General features: G+C 40.5%; 13 protein-coding genes. All 13 read left to right on the forward strand.

Going from position 1 to position 22,093, the window contains the following annotated elements:
* The first annotated feature begins 231 nt into the window (after window positions 1–231).
* A complete protein-coding gene (locus AOT13_RS09950) occupies window positions 232–2,520 on the forward strand; it encodes a HelD family protein (protein ID WP_042383186.1) in 2,289 nt (762 codons plus the stop codon).
* A 465-nt stretch (window positions 2,521–2,985) separates the two neighbouring features.
* A complete protein-coding gene (locus AOT13_RS21000; protein WP_232511498.1) occupies window positions 2,986–3,867 on the forward strand; it encodes a DUF3578 domain-containing protein in 882 nt (293 codons plus the stop codon).
* 5 nt (window positions 3,868–3,872) lie between these two features.
* The gene (locus AOT13_RS21005; RefSeq protein ID WP_232511499.1) at window positions 3,873–4,667 is read left to right on the forward strand and encodes a hypothetical protein; all 795 of its coding nucleotides are present in this window, start codon (window positions 3,873–3,875) and stop codon (window positions 4,665–4,667) included.
* Complete coding sequence (locus tag AOT13_RS09965; protein ID WP_042383184.1) at window positions 4,636–7,146, forward strand: restriction endonuclease-like protein; 2,511 nt, start codon at window positions 4,636–4,638, stop codon at window positions 7,144–7,146. Before AOT13_RS21005 ends, AOT13_RS09965 begins: the two co-directional genes overlap by 32 nt.
* A gap of 29 nt (window positions 7,147–7,175) precedes the next feature.
* Entirely contained in the window at window positions 7,176–7,505 is a 330-nt protein-coding gene (locus AOT13_RS09970; protein WP_042383183.1) for a nucleotide pyrophosphohydrolase, read from the forward strand.
* A 439-nt stretch (window positions 7,506–7,944) separates the two neighbouring features.
* Entirely contained in the window at window positions 7,945–11,202 is a 3,258-nt protein-coding gene (locus tag AOT13_RS09975) for a helicase-related protein (protein WP_042383181.1), read from the forward strand.
* Window positions 11,203–11,207: 5 nt separating this feature from the next.
* Window positions 11,208–11,969 (forward strand): DUF4391 domain-containing protein, encoded by a 762-nt coding sequence (locus AOT13_RS09980; protein WP_042383179.1) that lies wholly within the window; start codon window positions 11,208–11,210, stop codon window positions 11,967–11,969.
* Window positions 11,970–11,982: 13 nt separating this feature from the next.
* Window positions 11,983–13,881 carry a site-specific DNA-methyltransferase gene (locus AOT13_RS09985; protein WP_042383172.1) on the forward strand — a complete coding sequence of 633 codons (1,899 nt, stop codon included), beginning with the start codon at window positions 11,983–11,985 and terminating at the stop codon, window positions 13,879–13,881.
* A gap of 3 nt (window positions 13,882–13,884) precedes the next feature.
* Complete coding sequence (locus tag AOT13_RS09990) at window positions 13,885–16,839, forward strand: type III restriction-modification system endonuclease (RefSeq protein ID WP_042383170.1); 2,955 nt, start codon at window positions 13,885–13,887, stop codon at window positions 16,837–16,839.
* A gap of 134 nt (window positions 16,840–16,973) precedes the next feature.
* Window positions 16,974–18,131 carry an ImmA/IrrE family metallo-endopeptidase gene (locus AOT13_RS09995; RefSeq protein ID WP_232511500.1) on the forward strand — a complete coding sequence of 386 codons (1,158 nt, stop codon included), beginning with the start codon at window positions 16,974–16,976 and terminating at the stop codon, window positions 18,129–18,131.
* Complete coding sequence (locus tag AOT13_RS10000) at window positions 18,128–18,631, forward strand: DUF4411 family protein (protein ID WP_042383166.1); 504 nt, start codon at window positions 18,128–18,130, stop codon at window positions 18,629–18,631. The genes AOT13_RS09995 and AOT13_RS10000 overlap by 4 nt, the downstream gene beginning before the upstream one ends.
* Window positions 18,632–19,085: 454 nt before the next feature.
* Window positions 19,086–19,268, forward strand: a complete 183-nt coding sequence (locus AOT13_RS19525; RefSeq protein WP_052518149.1) for a hypothetical protein — start codon at window positions 19,086–19,088, stop codon at window positions 19,266–19,268.
* Between the two features lie 558 nt (window positions 19,269–19,826).
* Entirely contained in the window at window positions 19,827–21,959 is a 2,133-nt protein-coding gene (locus tag AOT13_RS10005) for a Piwi domain-containing protein (protein WP_042383163.1), read from the forward strand.
* Window positions 21,960–22,093 lie beyond the last annotated feature (134 nt).

Consider the following 22,093-nt stretch of genomic DNA (forward strand, 5'->3'; position numbering starts at 1 on the left):
TTCAATCAATTCACAGCTCTTCAAGGGGAAACTTCAAAATATCACATCTCAACAACGAAAGACACGAGAGGGAGAATCAGCGGTTACCGATAACGTTATCGCAAAAACCGGCTTCCCCGTCGCTAGTACGCGATGAAGGGAAGCCAATTTCTTTAGACCTGATTTTGTCGGAAAAGTCAGATATAATAAAAAGTAAAAAATGATCAATAGCACTCGGGGGAAGTTTGGCAAATGAAAAACGATGTATTACGCTCGGAGCAACAAAAACTAGATGAAACGATCCAAAGACTTGAAAATGCGACTTACCAAATATATGAGTTGTCTGACACAAAAAGTACAACGAGACGCAAAACTCAATATGGAAAAAGCAATCGAGAACAATTGAAAAAGGCAATAGAAGAGCCGTTTTTTGGAAGATTGGATGTTATTTACGAAGGGGAAGACGGTGAAAGAGAAACATTATATTTTGGTAAACAAGAAATTATTGATCAAGATAACAATCAAATTGTTGTCGACTGGCGGCGACCGATTGCGTCTATTTACTATAATTTCACACCGGAAAACTATATACAAAAACTAACGATCAAAGGCAAGAAATATCCACTGGAAGAAACAATAACTATAAGGGTGGAACGAAAGCGGGAATTTTCCATCAAAAACGGAAAAATTAAAAGCATTATTCAGAAGGTCGCGTCGCCAAGCAAAGACGTAAACGCCACGTTTACGGAAGATGGCGAAGAGGACATAGCGATTATTGATGAATTTTTAAAAGAGATATTACAACAAAATGAGACGACTGGATACATGAAAGAAATTATTGCCACAATTCAAAAGGAGCAGGATGCGGCCATTCGGCAGCCGATAAACCGAAATGTCATCATACAAGGAGTGGCGGGATCTGGAAAGTCATCCATTGCCCTGCATCGCTTATCATTTTTATTGTTTAATAACAAACATATTTCACCGGAACATGTACTAATTTTAGGACCTTCAAAGCTGTTTATTAGTTCATTCCAAGGATTGCTTCCGGAGCTTGATCTGGAAGGCATTCAGCAGATGACGTTTCAACAGCTGGCATTACAGATTTTACAACCGGTTCTCAAAAAAGAAGTAAATGTTTCTATTAATTGGTATTTTGAAAACGTTTTATTTACCAATGAATCCGAAGAGAAGAAGCGAATCCAATTTAAAGGTTCATCAGGGTTGGCGCAACTGCTCGATCATTTTGTTGAAGAAATGAAACGGCAATATATAGAACAAATGCAAGCGATTGCGATTTTCGATGAACGACTAAGCCGGGAACAATTGCAGGAAATATGGAACGGATACAGTTATTTATCATTTTCCAAACAAATGGAACGTTTTTTCCAACATGTCCGCAATCACTTTGAGCACGTCATGAAAACGAAAGTCGCCCATTTGACCGAACAGTACGAATCGATTATACATACGTTTTTAGCCAACGGAGGATTGACAAAAGAAGAATACAAGGATGTGACGAAAAAAATAAAATCGGTATATGACTATAAAGTTCAACAATTAGAGAAACAGTGGAGAGAAGGTTTTTCACAGTGGAAGAAAAAGATGGAGTTTCCAAGTATACTCTCCATTTACCAACGAGCGCTGTCATATGAATTGTTAACCGCGTTTTCGCATGAGCTGGATGAAGAAATTCCGCTTTTATTTCGCGATTATCATCTAGAACAGATTACTTATTTTGATTTGCCGCCATTGCTGTATATTTATTTGTTGCTTCATGAGAAGCCAGTTTCCTATGCGCACATTGTGGTAGATGAAGCCCAAGATTTCAGCTATATGCATTTTGCTGTCCTGCAGAAACTTACAAAAACGATGACGATACTTGGTGATAAGGACCAATCGATTTATGTCGGGTACGGACAGGACAATTGGGAAAATGTAATGAACAACTTGTTAAAATCGGATGAAGACATGCTATTGACGCTGGAGACAAGTTATCGGTCGACTAAACAGATTATGGAAGTAGCCAATACGATCCTCCAAAATCAGTATGGGCCGTCATACCGTCCGATTACACCGTTTAACCGCAACGGTGCTGCTGTTCAATTCGTCGAGGTAAGATCGGGACAAGAGCTGCTTGACCAAATCGTTTCAACCATCCATGAGTGGAAACAACGTTATAAGCGAATCGCCATTATACATAAAGACGAGCAAAAAGCGATGAAGTTGGCGCAATATTTAAAACAGGAATACAAAAGCGATGTCGTGTACGTCAACCTTGACGAAAACGTAAGCTCCCAATCGATTTCTGTCCTTACATCTTATCACAGCAAAGGCATGGAATTTGATGCCGTTATTTTAGTCAACGTCAACGCGGAGAGCTTCCCAAAAGATGAACTGCATGCAAGATTATTATATGTGCTTGTTACCCGTGCACAGCACGAGCTGAAAATATTTTACCAAAACATCCCGTCGTCGCTTTTAGACGGTATCATTTCTGTGGAAAAGAAAGCGGTGTCCAAGTTTGATGATATTTTGTAACATAAACATGCAACTAGGCGGCTTGATGGTGGCGGTTCATTAACAGATGACGATGGCGCCGTATCCGATTTTCCGTTGCTGATGGATGGCAAAAACAGCACGGTAAACGACGCGCTGGAAATGCTGAGGAAATTGAATTTTAAAAAGCCAGTGCATATGTTATGCGATCAATCCAACTGGTATCCTTTGCAAGATATTCTTCACTATATTTCCGAAGAAAACATTCGTCTGTCTGAGAAGCAGGAGAAAACAACAGGCAGGAATCACTGAAGGCGGTTTATGAAGTTCATTATCAAGATTGTGTTCATCATTCCTTGCATTTTGTTGTGTCCCAGGGGTGATGTTTTTTGTGTATGGATATATCCACTAAGCTTTTTCAAGATTATTAGACGTTTTGTCGATTATTTTTGTAAAATATAAGGTAAAAGTTACATTGCAGAAACAGCTTTTAAAGGAGCATTCCAAATGGCGTTGCGAGATCTTTTTTTACAAGTGATGAAAACGTACTTGCAAGCAAAACGGGAAAAGTTTTCAAAGGAGCAGCCGGTGTTCCAATTAGTGACGAAAGCGATTCCGCAAGCAATCGAAAAGTTGCCTTTTATACCACAAGATCGCTATATGATTAAAGGATCGGTTGGCCAAGGGGTATGGACGGATGTCCCTTGGGTCGCCATTATGAATAAAGAAGTCACTACTTCCACGCAGCGCGGATATTATATTGTTTATCTATTTAGCGATGATATGAGCAAAGTGTATCTGACATTTGCCCAAGGTGTGACGGAAACACCGAAAGAAGAAATGATTCGCATTAACCAAGAAATCCGCCAAACGATTCCGATGAGCGGCAATGTGAAAAAAGATGATGACATCGACCTTGGTGAAAGCAAAAAAGCAAAAGAATATAAAGCATCTGTTGCCGCCTATATCACCTATTCGATCGACGATATGCCTTCGGACGAGCAATTGCGGCATGATTTGCATCAAATGATAGAATACTATAAAAAATATGTGGAGATTAAGATGGACATGAAACCAATACCTGAATCCCATTCGTATGAAACGATCGTTAATCATATTCACTCTTACATCTCTAGCAAAGGGTTTTATTATACGAAAGAAGAAGTGACGAATTTATTTTTGTCATTGAAAACGAAACCGTTTGTCATCTTATCGGGGATTTCCGGAACCGGGAAAACAAAAATCGTTCAATGGCTTGCCGAGAGCGTTGGCGCGATGGAAGAAAACGGCCGGTTTACGTTAATTCCCGTCCGCCCTGACTGGAACGACGGCTCGGATTTGCTTGGGTACGTAGATATTAAAAAGGAGAATTTAAGGCGGGGCCGCTGACGAAAGTGGTGCTAGAAGCGGAACAAAATCAAGAAGAGCCGTATTTTGTCTTGCTCGATGAAATGAACCTGGCGAGGGTGGAGCATTACTTCAGCGATGTCCTTAGCGTGATGGAAAGCCGACGCTGGGAAAATGGGAAAATCGTTTCTTCTAAACTGCTTCCGAAAGAAATGGCGGGACGGGATATTTATCTGCCTGCCAATGTCTATATTATTGGTACCGTCAATATGGACGAAACGACGCATCCTTTCAGTAAAAAAGTATTAGACCGTGCCAATACGATTGAATTCAATCGCGTTCAACTTGATCATCTCGATTTTTTAAAAGAGTTAAAGCAAGTGGAACCGATGAAGCTGAACCAAGAAGAATTTGCCGCTAAATATTTGCATTTAAAAGACGTGTATCAACAGTATCCTCATATTGTGGAAAAAGCGACAAACGAACTTGTAAAAATCAATGGCTATCTGCAGCCGTTAGGAGCGCATATCGGCTACCGAGTCCGCGATGAAATTTGCTTTTATCTTGCTTACAACGAAGAAGGAAAGCTGATGACATTTGAAAACGCGTTTGATCATTGCCTCTTGCAGAAAATTTTGCCACGCATTTCTGGAAGCGACAATAGGGTACAACGCGCGCTGGAGCAGCTGTTTACATTTTGCACTAGTATTGAATTAAATGGAGAATACGATGCCTTGCTTGATTTTACATACGCGAAATATCCGAAAAGCGCGGATAAAATTTTACACATGTTAAGGAGGTTAGTGGACGATGGCTTTACCTCCTTCTGGATTGGCTCGTGAGGAGGTAGAGCTGGTCCATATCGAAACAAAACACGTCACGCTCGTGATCAAAGGAAAACCATATCATGAGCAATATAAAGGACTCCAGCAATACCGCAAGCTCGACTTTCACGAATCGATGGAGTTTTTAGTCAAGGGAGAAGACATTCTCGAAGTAAAGATATTTGATATTGATCAACAAAGACTTGTGGAATGGTCTGCCGGCCACCGGCCAATCTTTTTTGAAAACGGCATTTATCAAATCATCGTTTCTCCAAAAAACGATGTTGAATTAACGTTTTATCATGAATACCCATCGTTAAGAAGAGCGGTCGATCGAGTCAACATCGGCAATCGATACGTACTAATAGGAAACCTTCAGTTTCAAAACGAAGTGGGATTATCCACGTTTGAAATCCGGAATGGAGATAAAGTCATATTAGAAGTGACTATCGAAATTTTTCCAACGAAATTAAATTATAAAGAAGACTATCAAAAGCTTCTCCAAGAAGTGAGCGATGAAATTTATAATCTTGCGTTTCATTTTATCAAGAAAACGTATCAGCGGGCGAAAGCAAAACTAGACGGCACTCCTTCCCGAAGCGAATTTTTCCGACTCATGGAAGCGCATTTTCACGACTTCCTCCAAGCCATTCGCCAAATCGAGCGGCAGCCGCATCATCAGCTCTCGACCACCCATGTAAAAGCGAGAGGCGACCAGCTTGGCCGTTTGGATCAAAAGGGAAGAAACTATTTGCGGAAAAGACCGCACTTATTTTGTGAAGTCCATAACGGAATAAAGATTCAACACCGTTCATTGATGCCGATCTCTGGCTTAAAAACGAAAAAAGAATTGACGTATGATACGTTAGAAAATCGTTTTGTCAAATGGATGATGGCACGTTTAATCGATAAATTGCAAGATTTATGGGAAAAAGTGCAATCGAAAGGCAAACGATACGAAGTGGAAGCGGATCCGGATTTGCTTGCGAAAATCATGAATATGAAGCGCGCGCTCGAAGCGAAAACAAGCAATGCGTTTTGGCGGTCGGTTGGCAAACTGGACCGCTCAATCATGAGCCTTGTCTTGCAAATGGCGCCGGGATATCGTGATGCGTATCAAATTTTTTTAATCGTCACACGAGGCCTTGCGCTGCAAGGAAAACTGTATCAAATGTCCGTCAAAGACGTGACGACATTGTACGAGTATTGGACGTTTCTAAAGCTGGGGCAACTGTTAGGCAAAAAATATAAACTGATCAGCCAGGACATTATCCAAGTGAATCGAACGGGGCTATTCGTCAACTTGGAAAAAAACCGCTCCGCAAAGCGGGTATACGAACATCCGCACACGGGCGAAAAAATTATTTTGACGTATCAAAAATACGAAGGAAGGCTGCCGACCATTCCGCAAATTCCGGATACGATGCTGTCGATTGAGAAGAAAGGAAAAGATTATACGTTTAATTATATTTTCGACGCGAAATATCGCATTGATTTTGCGGTGGAAGGAAGCAGTTACCAGAAGCGTTATCAGATTCCGGGGCCGATGGAAGAAGATATCAATACGATGCACCGTTACCGTGATTCGCTCGTTGTCCGCCACAACGGCCCTTATGAAAGAACCGCCTTTGGCGCCTATGTGTTATTTCCATGGTACGATGAAGATAGCTATCAAGAGCATAAGCTGTACAAAAGCATTAATGAAGTCAATATCGGCGGATTGCCGTTTTTGCCAAACGCGACCCGGTTAGTCGAACAATTGATCGAGCGGCTGATTGAAAAAAGCCCGGAGGAACTGCAACAGGAAGGAATTTTGCCGCAAGGGATCATGGAAGAATGGCGGTCTTCTTTCGATGAAAAAGTGCTTGTTGGGATGGTCCCTAGCGCGCAAAACTATCACGCCCATCTGAAGCACCGGTTTTATCATATTCCGGTCAAACGGTTGAAAAAAGGCTGGCAGGAAGCGGCGTATATCGCCCTTTATCCGAGAAAAGGAGCGGCGCCGGAAAACGGGGTCACGTGTTACGGAAAAATCGCTGACGTAAAATTTGTCGAGCGCTCCGAGATCAAAGAGCTGCCAAAAAACAGTATCGAACAATACGTCCGATTTGAAATCGAAAGCTGGCATTTCTTACCGAACGTCATCAAACCGGTCGGCTACGGCATATCTGTCTACACAATGACCACGTTAAATACATTAAAAGAAGCGAAAGAACTTCCTGAATTGTTCATGAAATCGAAAGAAGAAATCGCTTTATGGAGAATGCTGCGGAGACTGTCCAACCGCATCCGCTTTGACTTGGATGACCGATACTTGGATAAAGCGTCTAAAATTACAGCGTACCGCATCAAAGATATTGTCATAAAGCTCGAAGGAGGGCAACTGGTTATCACAAGAGAAACCGAACGCAAAACGCTTCCGATTGACGCTTTGCTCAAACAGCCGTCGATGGTGTTTAAGGAGATTGTGAGATTGATGGATAGCGATAACACTTAAAGAGAATAGCACTAACGGAGGTAATGATCATGAAACACTTGCAGCAAAAAATCATTGAATTTCGCGATGCGCGCAATTGGAAACAGTTTCATACCGCAAAAGACTTAGCGATTTCGTTATGCCTTGAAGCAGGAGAGCTGCTGGAAAATTTCCAATGGAAAAGCAGCGAAGAGGCTATAGAAACAAACTTGGAAAATATAAAAGATGAAATTGCCGATGTAGTCATTTATGCGCTCTTGCTTTCACACGAATTAGGGATTGACCTAGAAAAAGCTATTATTGATAAAATCAAGAAAAATGAACAAAAATATCCAATCGAGAAAGCGTTTGGGTCGAAAAAGAAATATACTGAATTATAAAATTGAAATAGTATTGGTTGGTTTGTTAGATGCATGTTCGCTGTTTCAATTGGAATCATGATCGTGTCCATCCCTTGAAGAGTTGTTTTTTGGTTACTGTATATGATTTCCAAGGTGGGTGGTTATGCATTCGTTATGTGTTTTACAGCGCGTTCTAGGAGGAAACAAAGGTATAAAAATAGATCATGATAGAGAAATATAGTTAAACCTTTCAAAAATAATAAAAAAGTCTTGGATTAATCAACTAAAAGGGGCATTGTGAATTTATCTTTGCCCAGATAAGCTGACTCCCGTTCACTGAACGGGAGTCGGCTTGTTTTTTTATTATTGGACGAGTTAGGAAGATTTGATTATATTACGACAAAATCCGACAACATTCTTTCTTATTATTTTAGTAAAATAAGACTATGTCATTAACGATTGAAGGAGCATGGATCGCATGGGATCTAAAGGAATGATTGACAATAAGCAGAGTGGTTTAGTGGGGGATGTTTTAAAAGAATATATAACTAAAGGCAGTAAATTGTCGATTGCCGCGGCACATTTGACATTGTACGCGTTTGTGGAATTGAAAAAAGAGTTGTCACAACTGGATGAATTTCGTTTCATTTTCACAGAGCCTGCTTTTGTGCGCGGAAACCGATCGTTAAAAGGGTTAATGGAGAAAAATGAAGCGGCGTTGTATGGAGTGGAAGAAGAACGAAAATATAAAGTGGAGCTAAACCAAGCATACATAGCAAAAGAGTTAGCGAAATGGCTGAAACGAAAAGCACAAATTAAATCAGTCACCAATCAGCGGATTCAAGGCGGTTTGTATCATGTCAAAAACAACGATGGAACGCAAATCGGCTTAATCGGCGGGGCGCCATTTTCCAGCCCTGGGCTAGGGTACAGCAACTCTTCTAATATTTACATTAACCATATTGTCGACGATGAGCATTCAAATACCCAACTGCTTCGTCAGTTTGACGCCATTTGGCAAGATGAACAAGCGCTACAAGATGTGAAAGACGAAATATTGCGGCGTTTAGAAGTAATGTATAAAGAAAATTCACCGGAGTTCATTTACTTCGTGACGCTCTACAATCTATTTAAAGGCTTCTTGCAAGACGCGAAAAACTACGAATCGTTACAGACAAGAACAGGATTTGAAAATACGGTCATCTGGAATAAACTTTACGATTTTCAGCGCGATGGAGTAATTGGCGCCATCAATAAAATTGAAACGTATGGGGGATGCATTATCGCCGACAGCGTCGGACTTGGAAAAACGTTTGAGGCGTTAGCGGTGATTAAATATTACGAACTGCGCAACCATCGTGTTCTCGTGTTGGCGCCAAAAAAATTAAGGGAAAACTGGGCTATTTACCGTTTAAACGATAAACGCAACATTTTGGCGGAAGACCGCTTTTCCTATGACTTGCTCAACCACACCGATTTATCACGTGAGCGCGGATATAGCGGCGATATTAATTTGGAGCATGTGAACTGGGGAAATTATGACCTAGTCGTCATCGATGAATCACACAACTTTCGCAATAATGATCCGCGCAACGATCGGGTGACGAGATATTCCCGCTTGATGAACGATATTATTAAAGCGGGAGTAAAAACGAAAGTGTTAATGCTTTCTGCCACCCCTGTCAATAACAAGCTCGATGACTTAAAGAACCAGATTGCTTTCATTACGGAAGGAAATGACAAGGCGCTAGCGGAAACGGCGAACATCAAAAGCATCAGCCAAACGATCCGCCGCGCGCAGTCGCAGTTCAACAAATGGAGCAATCTTCCTGAAGAAGAGCGAACCACTGAGCGGTTGTTAGATATGCTAAACTGGGATTATTTTACCTTGCTTGACTCATTAACAATTGCCCGTTCGCGCCGTCATATTGAAAAATATTACAATGTGAACGCGATCGGCTCGTTTCCGACCCGTCTGAAGCCAATCAATATTAAAGAAACAATTGACGCTAAAGACGAATTTCCGCCGCTGGAGAAGATTAATAATGAAATATTGCGGTTGCGACTGGCGGTATATTCGCCGATGCAATATATTTTGCCTCATAAAAGGGCTATTTATAACGAAAAGTACGATACGAAAGTAGCAAACGGAAGAATTTTTAAACAAACCGACCGGGAAAATAACCTTGTCTATTTAATGAAATCCAACTTGTTGAAACGATTAGAAAGCAGCATTCATTCCTTTTCTTTAACATTGGAAAACATCATTCATCAGATCGATTCGCGCATTCAAAAAATAGATCAATATGATCCGAAAAACGAAACGATCGGAGATATTAATGATATAGATATGGAAGATCCTGACTTAGAAGACGCGTTAATCGGCTCGAAAGTGAAAATTTTCATTAAAGATATGGACCTAATCCGCTGGAAGCAAGATTTATTATATGACCGCGAGATTTTAGCGAAGTTGCTTGCCCAAGCGAGAAAAATAACACCGGAGCGCGATAAAAAATTATTGGCATTGAAAAAAGTCATTCAAAACAAAATCGAGAATCCGATTAACGGCCAAAACAAGAAATTGCTCATTTTTACTGCGTTTGCGGATACGGCGAAATACTTGTATGAAAACTTGCATGAATGGATTTATCGTCAATTTGGCTTGCACTCTGCCGTAGTAACTGGATCGGATCATCCAAAGACTACATTAAAGATGAAAAAAGTCGACTTCAATAATGTCTTAATGAACTTTTCACCTATTTCGAAAGAGCGGGCAAAAGTAATGCCCGAGATGAAAGAGGAAATTGACATACTAATTGCTACTGACTGTATTTCCGAAGGGCAAAACTTGCAAGACTGTGATTATCTCGTTAACTATGACATTCATTGGAATCCGGTTCGCATTATTCAACGTTTTGGTCGTATCGACCGGATTGGCAGCAAAAATGAACGGATTCAACTAGTCAACTTTTGGCTGTCGCTGGAACTCGATGAATATATTAATCTCGTCAACAGGGTAAAAGACCGAATGACGATTCTCGATATTTCTTCCACCGGAGAAGAAAATGTTATTGCCGACAACAGCAATGAAATGAAAGATTTGGAATACCGCCGCAAACAACTCGAAAAACTGCAAAACGAAGTCATTGATTTAGAGGACATTTCCGGAAATATTTCTTTAACCGATTTTACGTTAGACGACTTCCGCATGGATTTATTAAATTTTATGAAGGAACATAAAGAAGCGGTGGAAAAAGCGCCGCTAGGGCTTTTTAGCATTACCGTGAACAAAAATGAAAAACTAAAAGACGAAATTAAGCCTGGGATTATTTTCTGTCTAAAACAAACCGATCGCGTCACATCATCGAACGAGCAAAACGCGCTTCATCCATATTACTTGGTGTACGTGCGGGAAGACGGAACGGTGTTGTATAATCATGTCCACGTAAAGAAAATTTTGGATTTATACCGCTCGCTATGCAACGGAAAAAAAGAAGTGGAGTGGGATTTATACGAAGCGTTTTACCAAGAGACGAAAAACGGAAAAGACATGGGGCAATATAAGGCGCTGCTGGAGAAAGCGGTAGAAGATATCGTTGGCAAAATCGATCAGCAAATAACGCTGAACATATTTAGCCTTGGAAACTTGGACAGCTTAGTGACGAACGCGAATGCGAGTTTGCAAGACTTTGAAATTATCTCTTATCTTATCATTTATCTTATCATTAAAGGGTGAGAGCAGTGGATGGATTCACATTTTATGCTAGAATAGGGCTGGACGATAAAGTCCGCCCTTTACATAAGAAGTTGGATAAAAAAATGTTTTACGATTTCGCTGATTTAACGAAAAAGGAAAAAGACTATATTACGAAATACGTCGATCGGATTGAGCTAACGTATTTATTGACTCCGAGTGTGATTAATATCCAGCCATTTATTAATGAGGATTATCATTATGAAGGCGTTATGTTTATCACGATTCGATTAAGGCAGGAAACAAAAGACGCCCACCTTCCTGTCATAGGTGAAATTATCCAAGGAGCGTTGCCAAACCCTGTCGTCATTGTATTTGAAAAAGAAGGAAACGTTCAGGTTGGTACGTGTTTAAAGCGATTAAACAAAATCGATAAAACACAAGTCGTTTTGGAGGAATTTGCGTATACTCCGTGGTTCTTATCCGACAGTAACGATGAAACAGTTCGGCAATTTATGGATGCGGTTCATATAACAGCGCTATCATTTTCTCACTTCTTCCGTTTTTATCAAGACATTCATATCGCGGTGCAGGCATTTCAACACGCGAAAGCAGTCGGTGCGTTTTACATCGCTGCCGACGAAGAATCACGTCAGCTGATTGCACAAATTGAACAGGCAGAAGCGGAAATTGTGAAATGGAGAAACAAAATGAAAAAAGAAACGCAGTTTAACCGAAAAGTAGAGTATCATATGAAAATCCAACAGCTAACGAGGCAAATCGAGCAGTGGAAACAACAATTGCGATGAAAGGGGAAGCACGATGGAAAAACTAGATGGAAAATCGATGGATATTGTAAAAACGAACATCGAGGCGTTAAAGCAACTATTCCCGGAAGTGGTCACTGAAGGAAAAATCGATTTTGAAAAACTGAAACTGATTCTTGGTGAAGAAATCGAAACACGCAATGAAAAATATGAATTCACATGGCACGGTAAAACACAGGCGATGAAACTCGCACAAACGCCATCCACCGGCACGCTGCGACCGGACAAAGCCTCCAGCAAAAACTGGGATACGACCGAAAACCTTTATATTGAAGGCGACAACCTCGAAGTATTAAAGCTGTTGCAAAAATCGTATTTCGGCAAGATTAAAATGATCTATATCGACCCGCCGTATAATACGGGGAAGGATTTTGTGTACAAAGATGACTTCCGCGATAATATCAAAAATTACAAAGAAATCACGCAGCAAACGACAAAGGCGAATACGGAGACAAGCGGACGGTATCATACCGATTGGTTGAATATGATGTATCCGAGATTGAAATTGGCAAGGAATTTATTAACAGATGACGGGGTAATTTTTATTAGTATCGATGATACGGAAGTAGCAAACTTAAGGAAAATACTTGATGAAATTTTTGGCGAAAATAACTTTATTGCGTCAATTACTCGTAATACAAATAGTTCTAAAAATCAATCTTTATTTGTTTCTGTTAGTCATGATTATTGTTTAATTTATGCAAGAGATATTTCTGTATTATCCACTAAGCATGCTGAAAATAAATGGTCGGTTCCTAAAAATAATATAGAAGAGTATAAACGTAAAATCGAAGAGTTGAAAAATCTGGGGTTAAGTAATGAGCAAATAACTGAAGAATTAAAACAATTAACTAAATATCCAAGGTTTATAGATTTTGTTAATTACTGGTATGTTGATGAGAGAGGTGTATATCGTAAAGGTGATTTAGGAGGGGTAAAGAATGGAAATATGACCCCAATTATTAATCCTTTAACTGGAAAAGAAGATCCTGTGCCACCCGGAGGATTTAGATATAGTCCTGAAAAATTGAATGAACTAATTAAAGAAAATAGAATACATTTTCACACAGATGGTAGCCTACCAACGATAAAAAGATATTTAGATGAAAATCTCGCACAAAGACCTAAATCAATCATGTCCGATGATCAAAGACCAGATAATGCATTACTAAAAGAATTTAATACGCCATTTGATAATCCTAAGCAGCTAGCATTTATGAAAAGAATATTAAGTGTGGGTGATAAGGATTCGATTATTTTAGACTTTTTCTCCGGCTCTGCAACTACCGCTCACGCAGTAATGCAATTAAATGCAGAAGACGGCGGAAATCGCAAGTTTATTATGGTGCAGCTGCCAGAGAAAACGGATGAAAAATCGGAAGCGTATAAAGCTGGTTATAAAAACATTTGCGAAATCGGGAAAGAGCGCATCCGCCGCGCGGGCGAGAAAATCGTTCAGGAAACGGGAAAAACGGATTTAGATATTGGCTTTAAAGTGTTTAAGCTCGATTCTTCGAATGTGAAAACGTGGGATCCTGATTTCGACAACTTGGAGCAAACCCTTTTCGATTTGCAGGATAACATTAAAGAAGATCGCACGAAAGAAGATTTGTTGTATGAAATTTTATTAAAAATCGGCCTGCCGCTCACCATACCGATTGAAGAAATTGATTATAACGGCAAAACGATTTATAACGTTGCCTATGGTTCCGTGTTAGTATGTTTAGAAGATGACATCGATTTGGATATCGTTCAGGAGATGTTGAAATATCAATCCGAGCATATGCCGCCGAAAGTCATTTTCAAAGAGTCTGGCTTTATTAGCGACGCCGTGAAAACGAACGCGATTCAAACATTGAAAAAGCACGGAATCACGGATGTTAGGAGTGTGTAACCGATGAAGCTGAAGTTTATCGCGGACTTGGATTATCAAAAACGGGCGATTGATTCCGTTGTGCAAATTTTTAAAGGGCAAGAAATGAGCCAGTCCAACTTCACCGTTTCGTATGGACCAAACGCGGGAATGATTCAAACGGATTTAGGCGTAGGGAATCGGCTCGACCTTACGCCGGAAGAAATTTTAAAAAATGTGCAGGACATTCAAATGAAAAACGGCCTGCCGCGCAGCGAGCGGCTTGATGGCATGCATTTTACCGTTGAAATGGAGACAGGTACGGGGAAGACATATGTCTATTTACGAACGATTTACGAATTGCATAAACATTACGGATTTACGAAATTTGTCATTGTCGTTCCGTCCGTGGCGATTCGCGAAGGGGTGTACAAGTCGCTGCAAATTACGAGGGAACATTTTAATGAACTGTATGACCATACGCCAGTAGAATACTTTATTTACGATTCGCAAAAACTCGATCAAGTCCGTAACTTTGCGACAGCGACAACAATCCAAATCATGATCATTAATATTGACGCGTTCCGCAAAAGCTTTGAAGATCCGGAAAAAGAAGATAAAGCGAACGTCATCCACCGTCCGAACGATCGTTTAAACGGGTATCGCCCAATCGAATTTATTCAACAGACGAACCCGATTGTTATTATTGACGAGCCGCAAAGCGTCGATACGACGCCGAAATCAAAAGAAGCGATCGCCTCGCTCCATCCGCTTTGCACGCTGCGCTATTCGGCGACGCATGTGGATAAATATAACATGGTGTATCGCCTCGATGCGGTCGACGCGTATAATCAAAAACTCGTCAAAAAAATCGAAGTGATGTCTGTTCGTTCTGAACCGTCTTTTAATGTGCCGTACATAAAACTAATCGAGGTAAAGGAAAGAAAAGCGAAGATCGAACTGGATGTCGAATCGCGCGGAAAGGTGAAGCGGACGACGAAAACGGTGAAATACGGAGATGATTTATATGATATTTCCGGGGAACGGGAATTGTATCGTGGCTATATCGTCGAGCAGATTGATTGGACGGAAGGAAACGAAGCGATTGAAGTAAATGGCTATTGTCTGCGGGTCGGTGATGCGATCGGTGATATTGACGATGATGCGATAAAGCGGTATCAAATCCGCAAGACGATTGAAGAGCACTTGAATAAAGAACTGCAGCTTCGCCGCCGCGGCATTAAAGTGTTAAGCCTTTTCTTTATCGACAAAGTCGCCCATTACCGTGATTATGATAAAGATGGCAATCCGATTAAAGGAAAATATGCGGTGATGTTTGAGGAAGAATATAAGGATTTGATCCAAAAACCGAAATACCGCCCGCTCTGGGATGACCCAGGCATTGATAAGGATGTGGAAAAAGCGCACAACGGGTATTTCGCGCAAGACAAAAAAGGACGGTTGAAAGATACGAAAGGAAATACGGAAGCGGACACTGATGTGTACAACCTTATTATGAAAGACAAAGAACGGCTGCTTAGCCTCAATGAGCCGCTTCGCTTCATTTTCTCCCATTCGGCGCTTCGCGAAGGATGGGACAACCCGAACGTCTTTCAAATTTGCACGTTGAAAGACTCCGCGGGAACGTACGTATCGAGACGCCAAGAAATCGGGCGCGGATTGCGTCTGGCTGTCAACCAAAACGGGGAGCGTGTGCAAGATTATAATATCAACACGCTAACGGTCATGGCGAACGAATCGTACGAAGAGTTTGTTGCGACGTTGCAAAAAGAAATCGAAGAAGAAACAGGAGTCAAATTCGGCAAAATCGAAAAACATATATTTGCTAAACTCGTTTATGTCGATGAGAAGACGGAAGAGCCGGTGCAAATGGGCTACGATTTATCGGTAAAATTATATGAAGAATTAAAGCGAAACGGTTATATCGACAAGCATAGCATGGTTACCTCTGAATTAAAGAAAGCGATAGAAAACTATGATTTGCGCTTAAGCACAGAGTTTCAGCCATGGCTTCCGGCGATCGTCAAAGAAATAAAACGCCACTTGCAAGCATTGCCGATCAAAGACGCAACCAAAAAGCAAAAAGTGAAATTAAATATGTCTGTATTCAATCAGGAAGAATTCAGACAGTTATGGGATAAAATTAAATATAAAACGGTCTATTCCGTCGATTTCGACAGCGAACAATTGATTCAAAAGTGTATCGAAAGCATTCAAGCGATGCCGCGCATTGAGAAAATTCGCATTTTAAGCCGCAAAGGAAAAGTGGAAATCGACCGCGTGACAGGAGTACAGGCGCAAACGGTAAGCGAAAGCGTCGAAGATTACGTCAGCTTGCACCATACGCTTCCAGACGTGATTACCGAGCTGCAAAACCGCACGAATTTAACGCGCAAGACGATCGTCCGCATCTTAACCGGCTGCAAGCGGCTTGACGATTTCAAAAACAATCCGCAAAAGTTTATCGAAGAAGTGACAAAGATCATCCAGCGCGAAATGAAGCAGCTGTTAAAAGACGGTGTGAAATATTATAAAATTGGCGACGATGCATATTATGCGGTGGAACTATTCCAAAACGAAGAACTGCTTGCCTACTTGAATGACAACGCAATTCCTAGTGAAAAATCGCTGTTTGACCATGTCGTCTATGATTCAGATGTGGAAGAGCGTTTTGCTAAACGCTTCGAAGACGACGAAAAAGTAAAAGTATATGTCAAACTGCCAAGCTGGTTTAAAATAGACACGCCGATTGGTTCCTACAATCCTGACTGGGCGCTTGTCATTGAGAAAGACGGGGAAGAAAAGCTGTACTTCGTCCTTGAGACGAAAGGACAGGAATGGGAAGGAGAATTGCGTCCGGGCGAATCCGCCAAAATCGCCTTTGCCCGCAAGCACTTTGAAGCAATTGGCACGGATATTGAGTTTGTCGGTCCGGAGAATGATGTTGAGGCGTTTATGCTGCGGGCTGTTAACCGTTAATGATGCATTACAGGAGGCTGTCCCAAAAGGTGGTACAATGACCTTTTGAGGCCAGCTTTTTTTATTGAATGCTCTCTCCTCTCTTTTTCCTTTCCAGCATTTGTGGCATACTATAGTCAAAGAGGAGGGGCAATATGATGGTTAAGGTTGAGGTTAAACCCAATGTTCTACAATGGGTGATCAAACGCATGGATAATTTTGATCGGCTGAAGGATCAGTTTCCTAATATTGATAAATGGATCAATCAAGAAAGCCAACCGACGCTTAAGCAGTTAGAAAAACTTGCAAAAATGACAGCTGTACCTCTTGGTTATTTTTTTCTCCCTAATCCACCAGAGGAGAAGTTGAGTATTCCTCATTATCGCACGGTGAGAGATGAAGGGGCTGTCCGCCCGAGTCCCAATCTTTTGGAAACGGTTCAAACGATGGAAAGACGGCAACAGTGGATGCGAGATTATTTAATTCAGCTAGGCAATCCGCCTTTAAATTATGTGGGGCGTGCGAACTTGTCAATGGATCCAAAACTCGTTGCACAAGATATGCGAAGAACGTTAAGTTTGGAAGATGGATGGGCATCAAAACAATCAACTTGGCAGGAAGCTTTACGCAATCTTATTAGAAAAACTGAAGATATCGGCATTATTGTCGTCATTAATGGAGTAGTCGGCAATAATACACATCGAAAACTGGATGTTGCGGAATTTCGCGGTTTTGTTCTTATTGATGACTATGCCCCTTTAATATTTATAAATGGAAGAGACGGAAAAGCTGCGCAAATGTTTACATTGGCCCACGAACTTGCTCATATTTGGTACGGGGCGAGTGCCGCATTCGATTTAAAAAATCTTCAGCCTGCTGATGCTGAAATTGAAAACGCGTGCAACAAAGCAGCTGCTGAGTTTCTTGTCCCTGAAGATGAATTAATTATTATATGGAAACAGGTTGGTCAATCGGAAGATCGTTTTGAACAAGTGGCTCGCCATTTTAAGGTTAGTGAAATTGTGGCGGCACGTAGAGCTCTAGACTTAAACCTTGTGACAAAAGAGGAGTTTTTTTTATTTTATGAAGATTATATGAAACGGCTTCAGCAACAAACGGAACAAACGAAAACAAACGGAGGCAATTTTTACGCAACTCAAACGATGCGTATCGGCCGTCATTTTGCGGAAGCGGTCATAAGGGCGGCAAAGGAAGGAACGATCCTTTATCGTGAAGCCTATCAATTGACGGGGCTTTCAGGCAGCACTTTTGATAAGTTTGCCGAATATGTCGATACGGGGAGATATGTATGAGTTCTAGCCATAAGTTTGTGATTGATACGAACATTTTTATTGAAGCCTATAAAAGGTATTATTCTTTTGATATCGCTCCTTCCTTTTGGGATGCCCTGCTTCAACATGCCGAAAACGGCAACATCATAAGCATTGACCGTGTTAAACAAGAAATTAATAGCTTCCATAAAAATGATGAATTAAGCGAATGGGCCAATCATCATTTTGCCCAATGGTTCGAGCCAACCGATAAAATTGAAGTTCTTAGAACATATCAGGAAATTATTACTTGGGCTGTTCAGCAGGGGCAATATTTTGAGGTGGCAAAAAGAGAGTTTGCTAGTGCAGCAGATAGTTGGTTAATAGCGTTTGCAAAGACATACAATTTTACAGTCGTGACGCATGAACAATTTAACCCCGATTCCAAAAAGAGAATTCTCATTCCTAATGTTTGTCGCGCATTCAATGTGCCCTACACGGATACTTTTGACATGTTGCGCCGGTTAAGTATAAAGCTTTGAACCTATGTCTGTCATTCTCTGGAGTACTAGTCTTTTAACATTTGCGGTGAACGGTCCTGTTGAATTGAAAGAAGAATTGGGGTAAAAGAACATGAGTGATTAGTGTAAATTAGCACATTATTTCAGAATCCTTTTTCAAATTACAAATAAACACCGTCATTCATATGTATGATAAGCCAAGAGGAGAGATATCATGCCCGCTCCTTTTATTTTTACTTGAACAAAGATCTTTTTTGTATTCACGAATTGCTTTGTTTATTGATGGTCGGTATCTCCACAACGTGTTAAAATGGTATTAAAAAGCAAAAAATTGACTACATTAACATGGTTCATGACCATTTTCTTCTAAGAATGCGCTACTACCATGGTCTTCCTTGTCAATCATCCAATTCATCTTCAGAATGAATACTTCTCAAATGCACAAAGTTTTTATTTCTGAAAGCGGGCGGTTTCATTGATTATTGCAAGTAACATTGAAGAAATTGAGAACGCTTTTGATTTTACCGACAGTATAATAACGGATGTTAAATGGGTTAATCATTTAACAGATTTATCAATCAGCTTAGATTATTATTGGGATATACAAGACGGTAAGAGTGAAACTAGGGAATTGACACTGTTTTTAAGGACTGCCTAAAAGCAGAATTTAGTATGCCAAGTAAGTTTACCCAACTGTCAAAAGACGAGATTAACGTGATGTATTATTTGAAAGGGTGTACAACAGCCGACAGACTAATATGGGCTTGCATCACATTAACATCTATACTTTTGATTATACACATCCTTGGGTAAAGATATTATGTAAAGAAGTCATTCTTGAACAAAAGTAGAACTTTAATCGGCTGCAAGCCTTCAGGTTATGTTCCAATGGTTCCTCAGTATTTGCATATGATCTTAGATCATCCATTTGGATGAAAATAGAACGAAGCTGTCCCAAACATCGGTTTTACCGGCCTTCCGGGACAGCTTCAATGTGTAAATTCAACTTTCTAAAAAATACGGTTTATAAAGTTGCTTAGCATAAAATCAGTCATTATGGCTATATAATCGCATACAACAGGCTTTGTCGGGTTCATTTTGGCTTCGTGCATGATACTCAATTCAGATTTTTATTTTAAATCATTCTATTCTTACTATAATTCCGAAAGATGATGATATAATATACCGTGGATCGATTTGGAAAGGCGGTGAGATTGTGAACCACTATTATTTTTCTGAATGCAAAGCAAATGAAAAAGCGTCGGATATTGCCATTCATCTTTATACGGTTCCTTTATCTAATCCGCACGAAAAATATTCTTATGCCCACTCGATCGCTTATGAACTGAGAAAGCTAAATTCGTACATAACGGTGGCGGCGCATGGACAGTATATAGCATCGTTTGAAGAGATCTGCCATTGGGGAGATCATCGTTATATTCGGCACGAACATCGGCCTATTCAATGTTCTTTGCCTATGGAAAGAACAATTTTGGAAAAATTATTAAAGAAAGAATTAGAGAATCGTTGTAAAAGCGGCTATAAGATGGATAACGACTTATTCCGTTTAGCCAATGAACAGTCGATGCATGTCGGTGAAATTAGTATTCATCCGGTAATCTATATTTCCTTTTCAGTCGAAGAAAATGGAGATATTTTCGTTGGTTTTGATTATCAGCACCGTTTTGAATATCGAAAAACATTACAAGATTTTATCGATACCGATCCATCGTTACTCAAAGAAGGAATGGAGGTTGTCGACCCATTTAATAGGCGAGCATACTATTACACATTTGTAGAAATTGCTGACTATACAGCTGGGCAAAAAAGTCCGTTTTTACAACAAAGTGTCATTGATTATTACTTAGAAAAAAATGAACTGTGGAAGCTAAAAGGGGTTCATGAAAAAACACCGGTTGTACATGTAAAAAGCAGAGACGGTCATCTTCTTCCTTATTTGCCCCATTTGCTAAAGTTAACTTGTTCATATGAGCAATTGCCGCCATTGATGACGAAAAAAGTGAATCGCTTGATTAAGCTGTCGCCACATGAAAAAATGTCGAAGCTTTATACAGAAACGTTCCGCTTGCTTGGGCAACAACAAGTGTTAACATTCCAAAAAGAAAATGTGCGGGCGGTTAACCTAGGCTATGATGTTAATGAGCTGGATTCCCCGATAATGGTGTTTGGACAAGGATATAAAACAAATGAGATTTATAGAGGGCTCAAGCAGTCGGGAGTGTATGAACCGAGCAGTGTAGCCATTAGTTTTTTCGTCGACCCAGAGCTGAACTATGACCTACAAAAGCGAAAGGAAGTAGGATATTTTGTAAAAAAGCTAGAATCAATGTCTGAGGCACTTGGTGTAAAGCTTAATATTTCTGATCAGCCTCGCCAACTATACGGTCAATTGCCAAAAGACTTTTTTAAGCAAGATAACCTGTCGTATCATTTGAAATCCATTACTGACCAGTTCCGCGGAACAGTAGTAGTGGTCATTGGAACAGAAGAAAATATTGATCGCGCCTACGTTACGATTAAAAAAGAATTTGGTGGAAAAGAAGACTTAATGACGCAATTTGTTGGGTTCACTTCTTCTTTAGTTACGGAAAATAATATCTTTCACTACTATAATATTTTGCTGGGGATTTATGCCAAGGCGGGAATTCAGCCTTGGATTTTGGCAAGTCCTATGCATTCGGACTGTTTCATTGGATTGGATGTCAGCCATGAACACGGAAAGCATGCCTCTGGTATCATTCAGGTGATTGGACGCGATGGAAAAATCATTAAACAAAAATCAGTGGTCACGGCGGAAGCGGGAGAAACCATCGCCAATTCTACAATGGAAGAGATTGTGAATGAAAGCATATACGGCTATGAACAAATCTATGGAGCAAAGCCGCGGCATATTACTTTTCACCGCGATGGCGTTTGCCGGGAGGATTTAGAGTTTTTACAAGCTTATTTGCGATCATTTCAAATTCCTTTTGGTTTTGTAGAAATTATAAAAAAACCGCGAAGAAGAATGGCTATTTATTCAAATAAAAAATGGGTGACGAAGCAAGGAGTATACTATTCCAAAGGAAACACCGCGTATTTATGTGCGACAGATCCGAAAGAGTTTGTGGGCATGGCTCAACTTGTAAAAATTGTGAAAAAAACGAATGGTCTGTCTGTTCATGAGATTGTTTCTGATGTATATAAGCTATCGTTTATGCATATTCATTCCATGCTGAAGACACGCTTACCGATTACGATCCATTACGCCGATTTAAGCTCTACTTTCCATAACCGCGGGCTGATTCACCCGCGTTCGCAGCATGAACGGGCATTGCCGTTTGTGTGATATGAAAGGGTTGCTTGCCCGTCATTCTCTAAGGATTGCTGGGATTTGTAGAAGCAGAGAGTCATTGCTTGGCTCTCTGTTTTTGTTTTATCCCATGCAGGAATTTCGCTCACGTTGTCAAAATAACGTATGTG

It is taken from the genome of Parageobacillus thermoglucosidasius (assembly GCF_001295365.1).
Lineage (GTDB): Bacteria > Bacillota > Bacilli > Bacillales > Anoxybacillaceae > Parageobacillus > Parageobacillus thermoglucosidasius.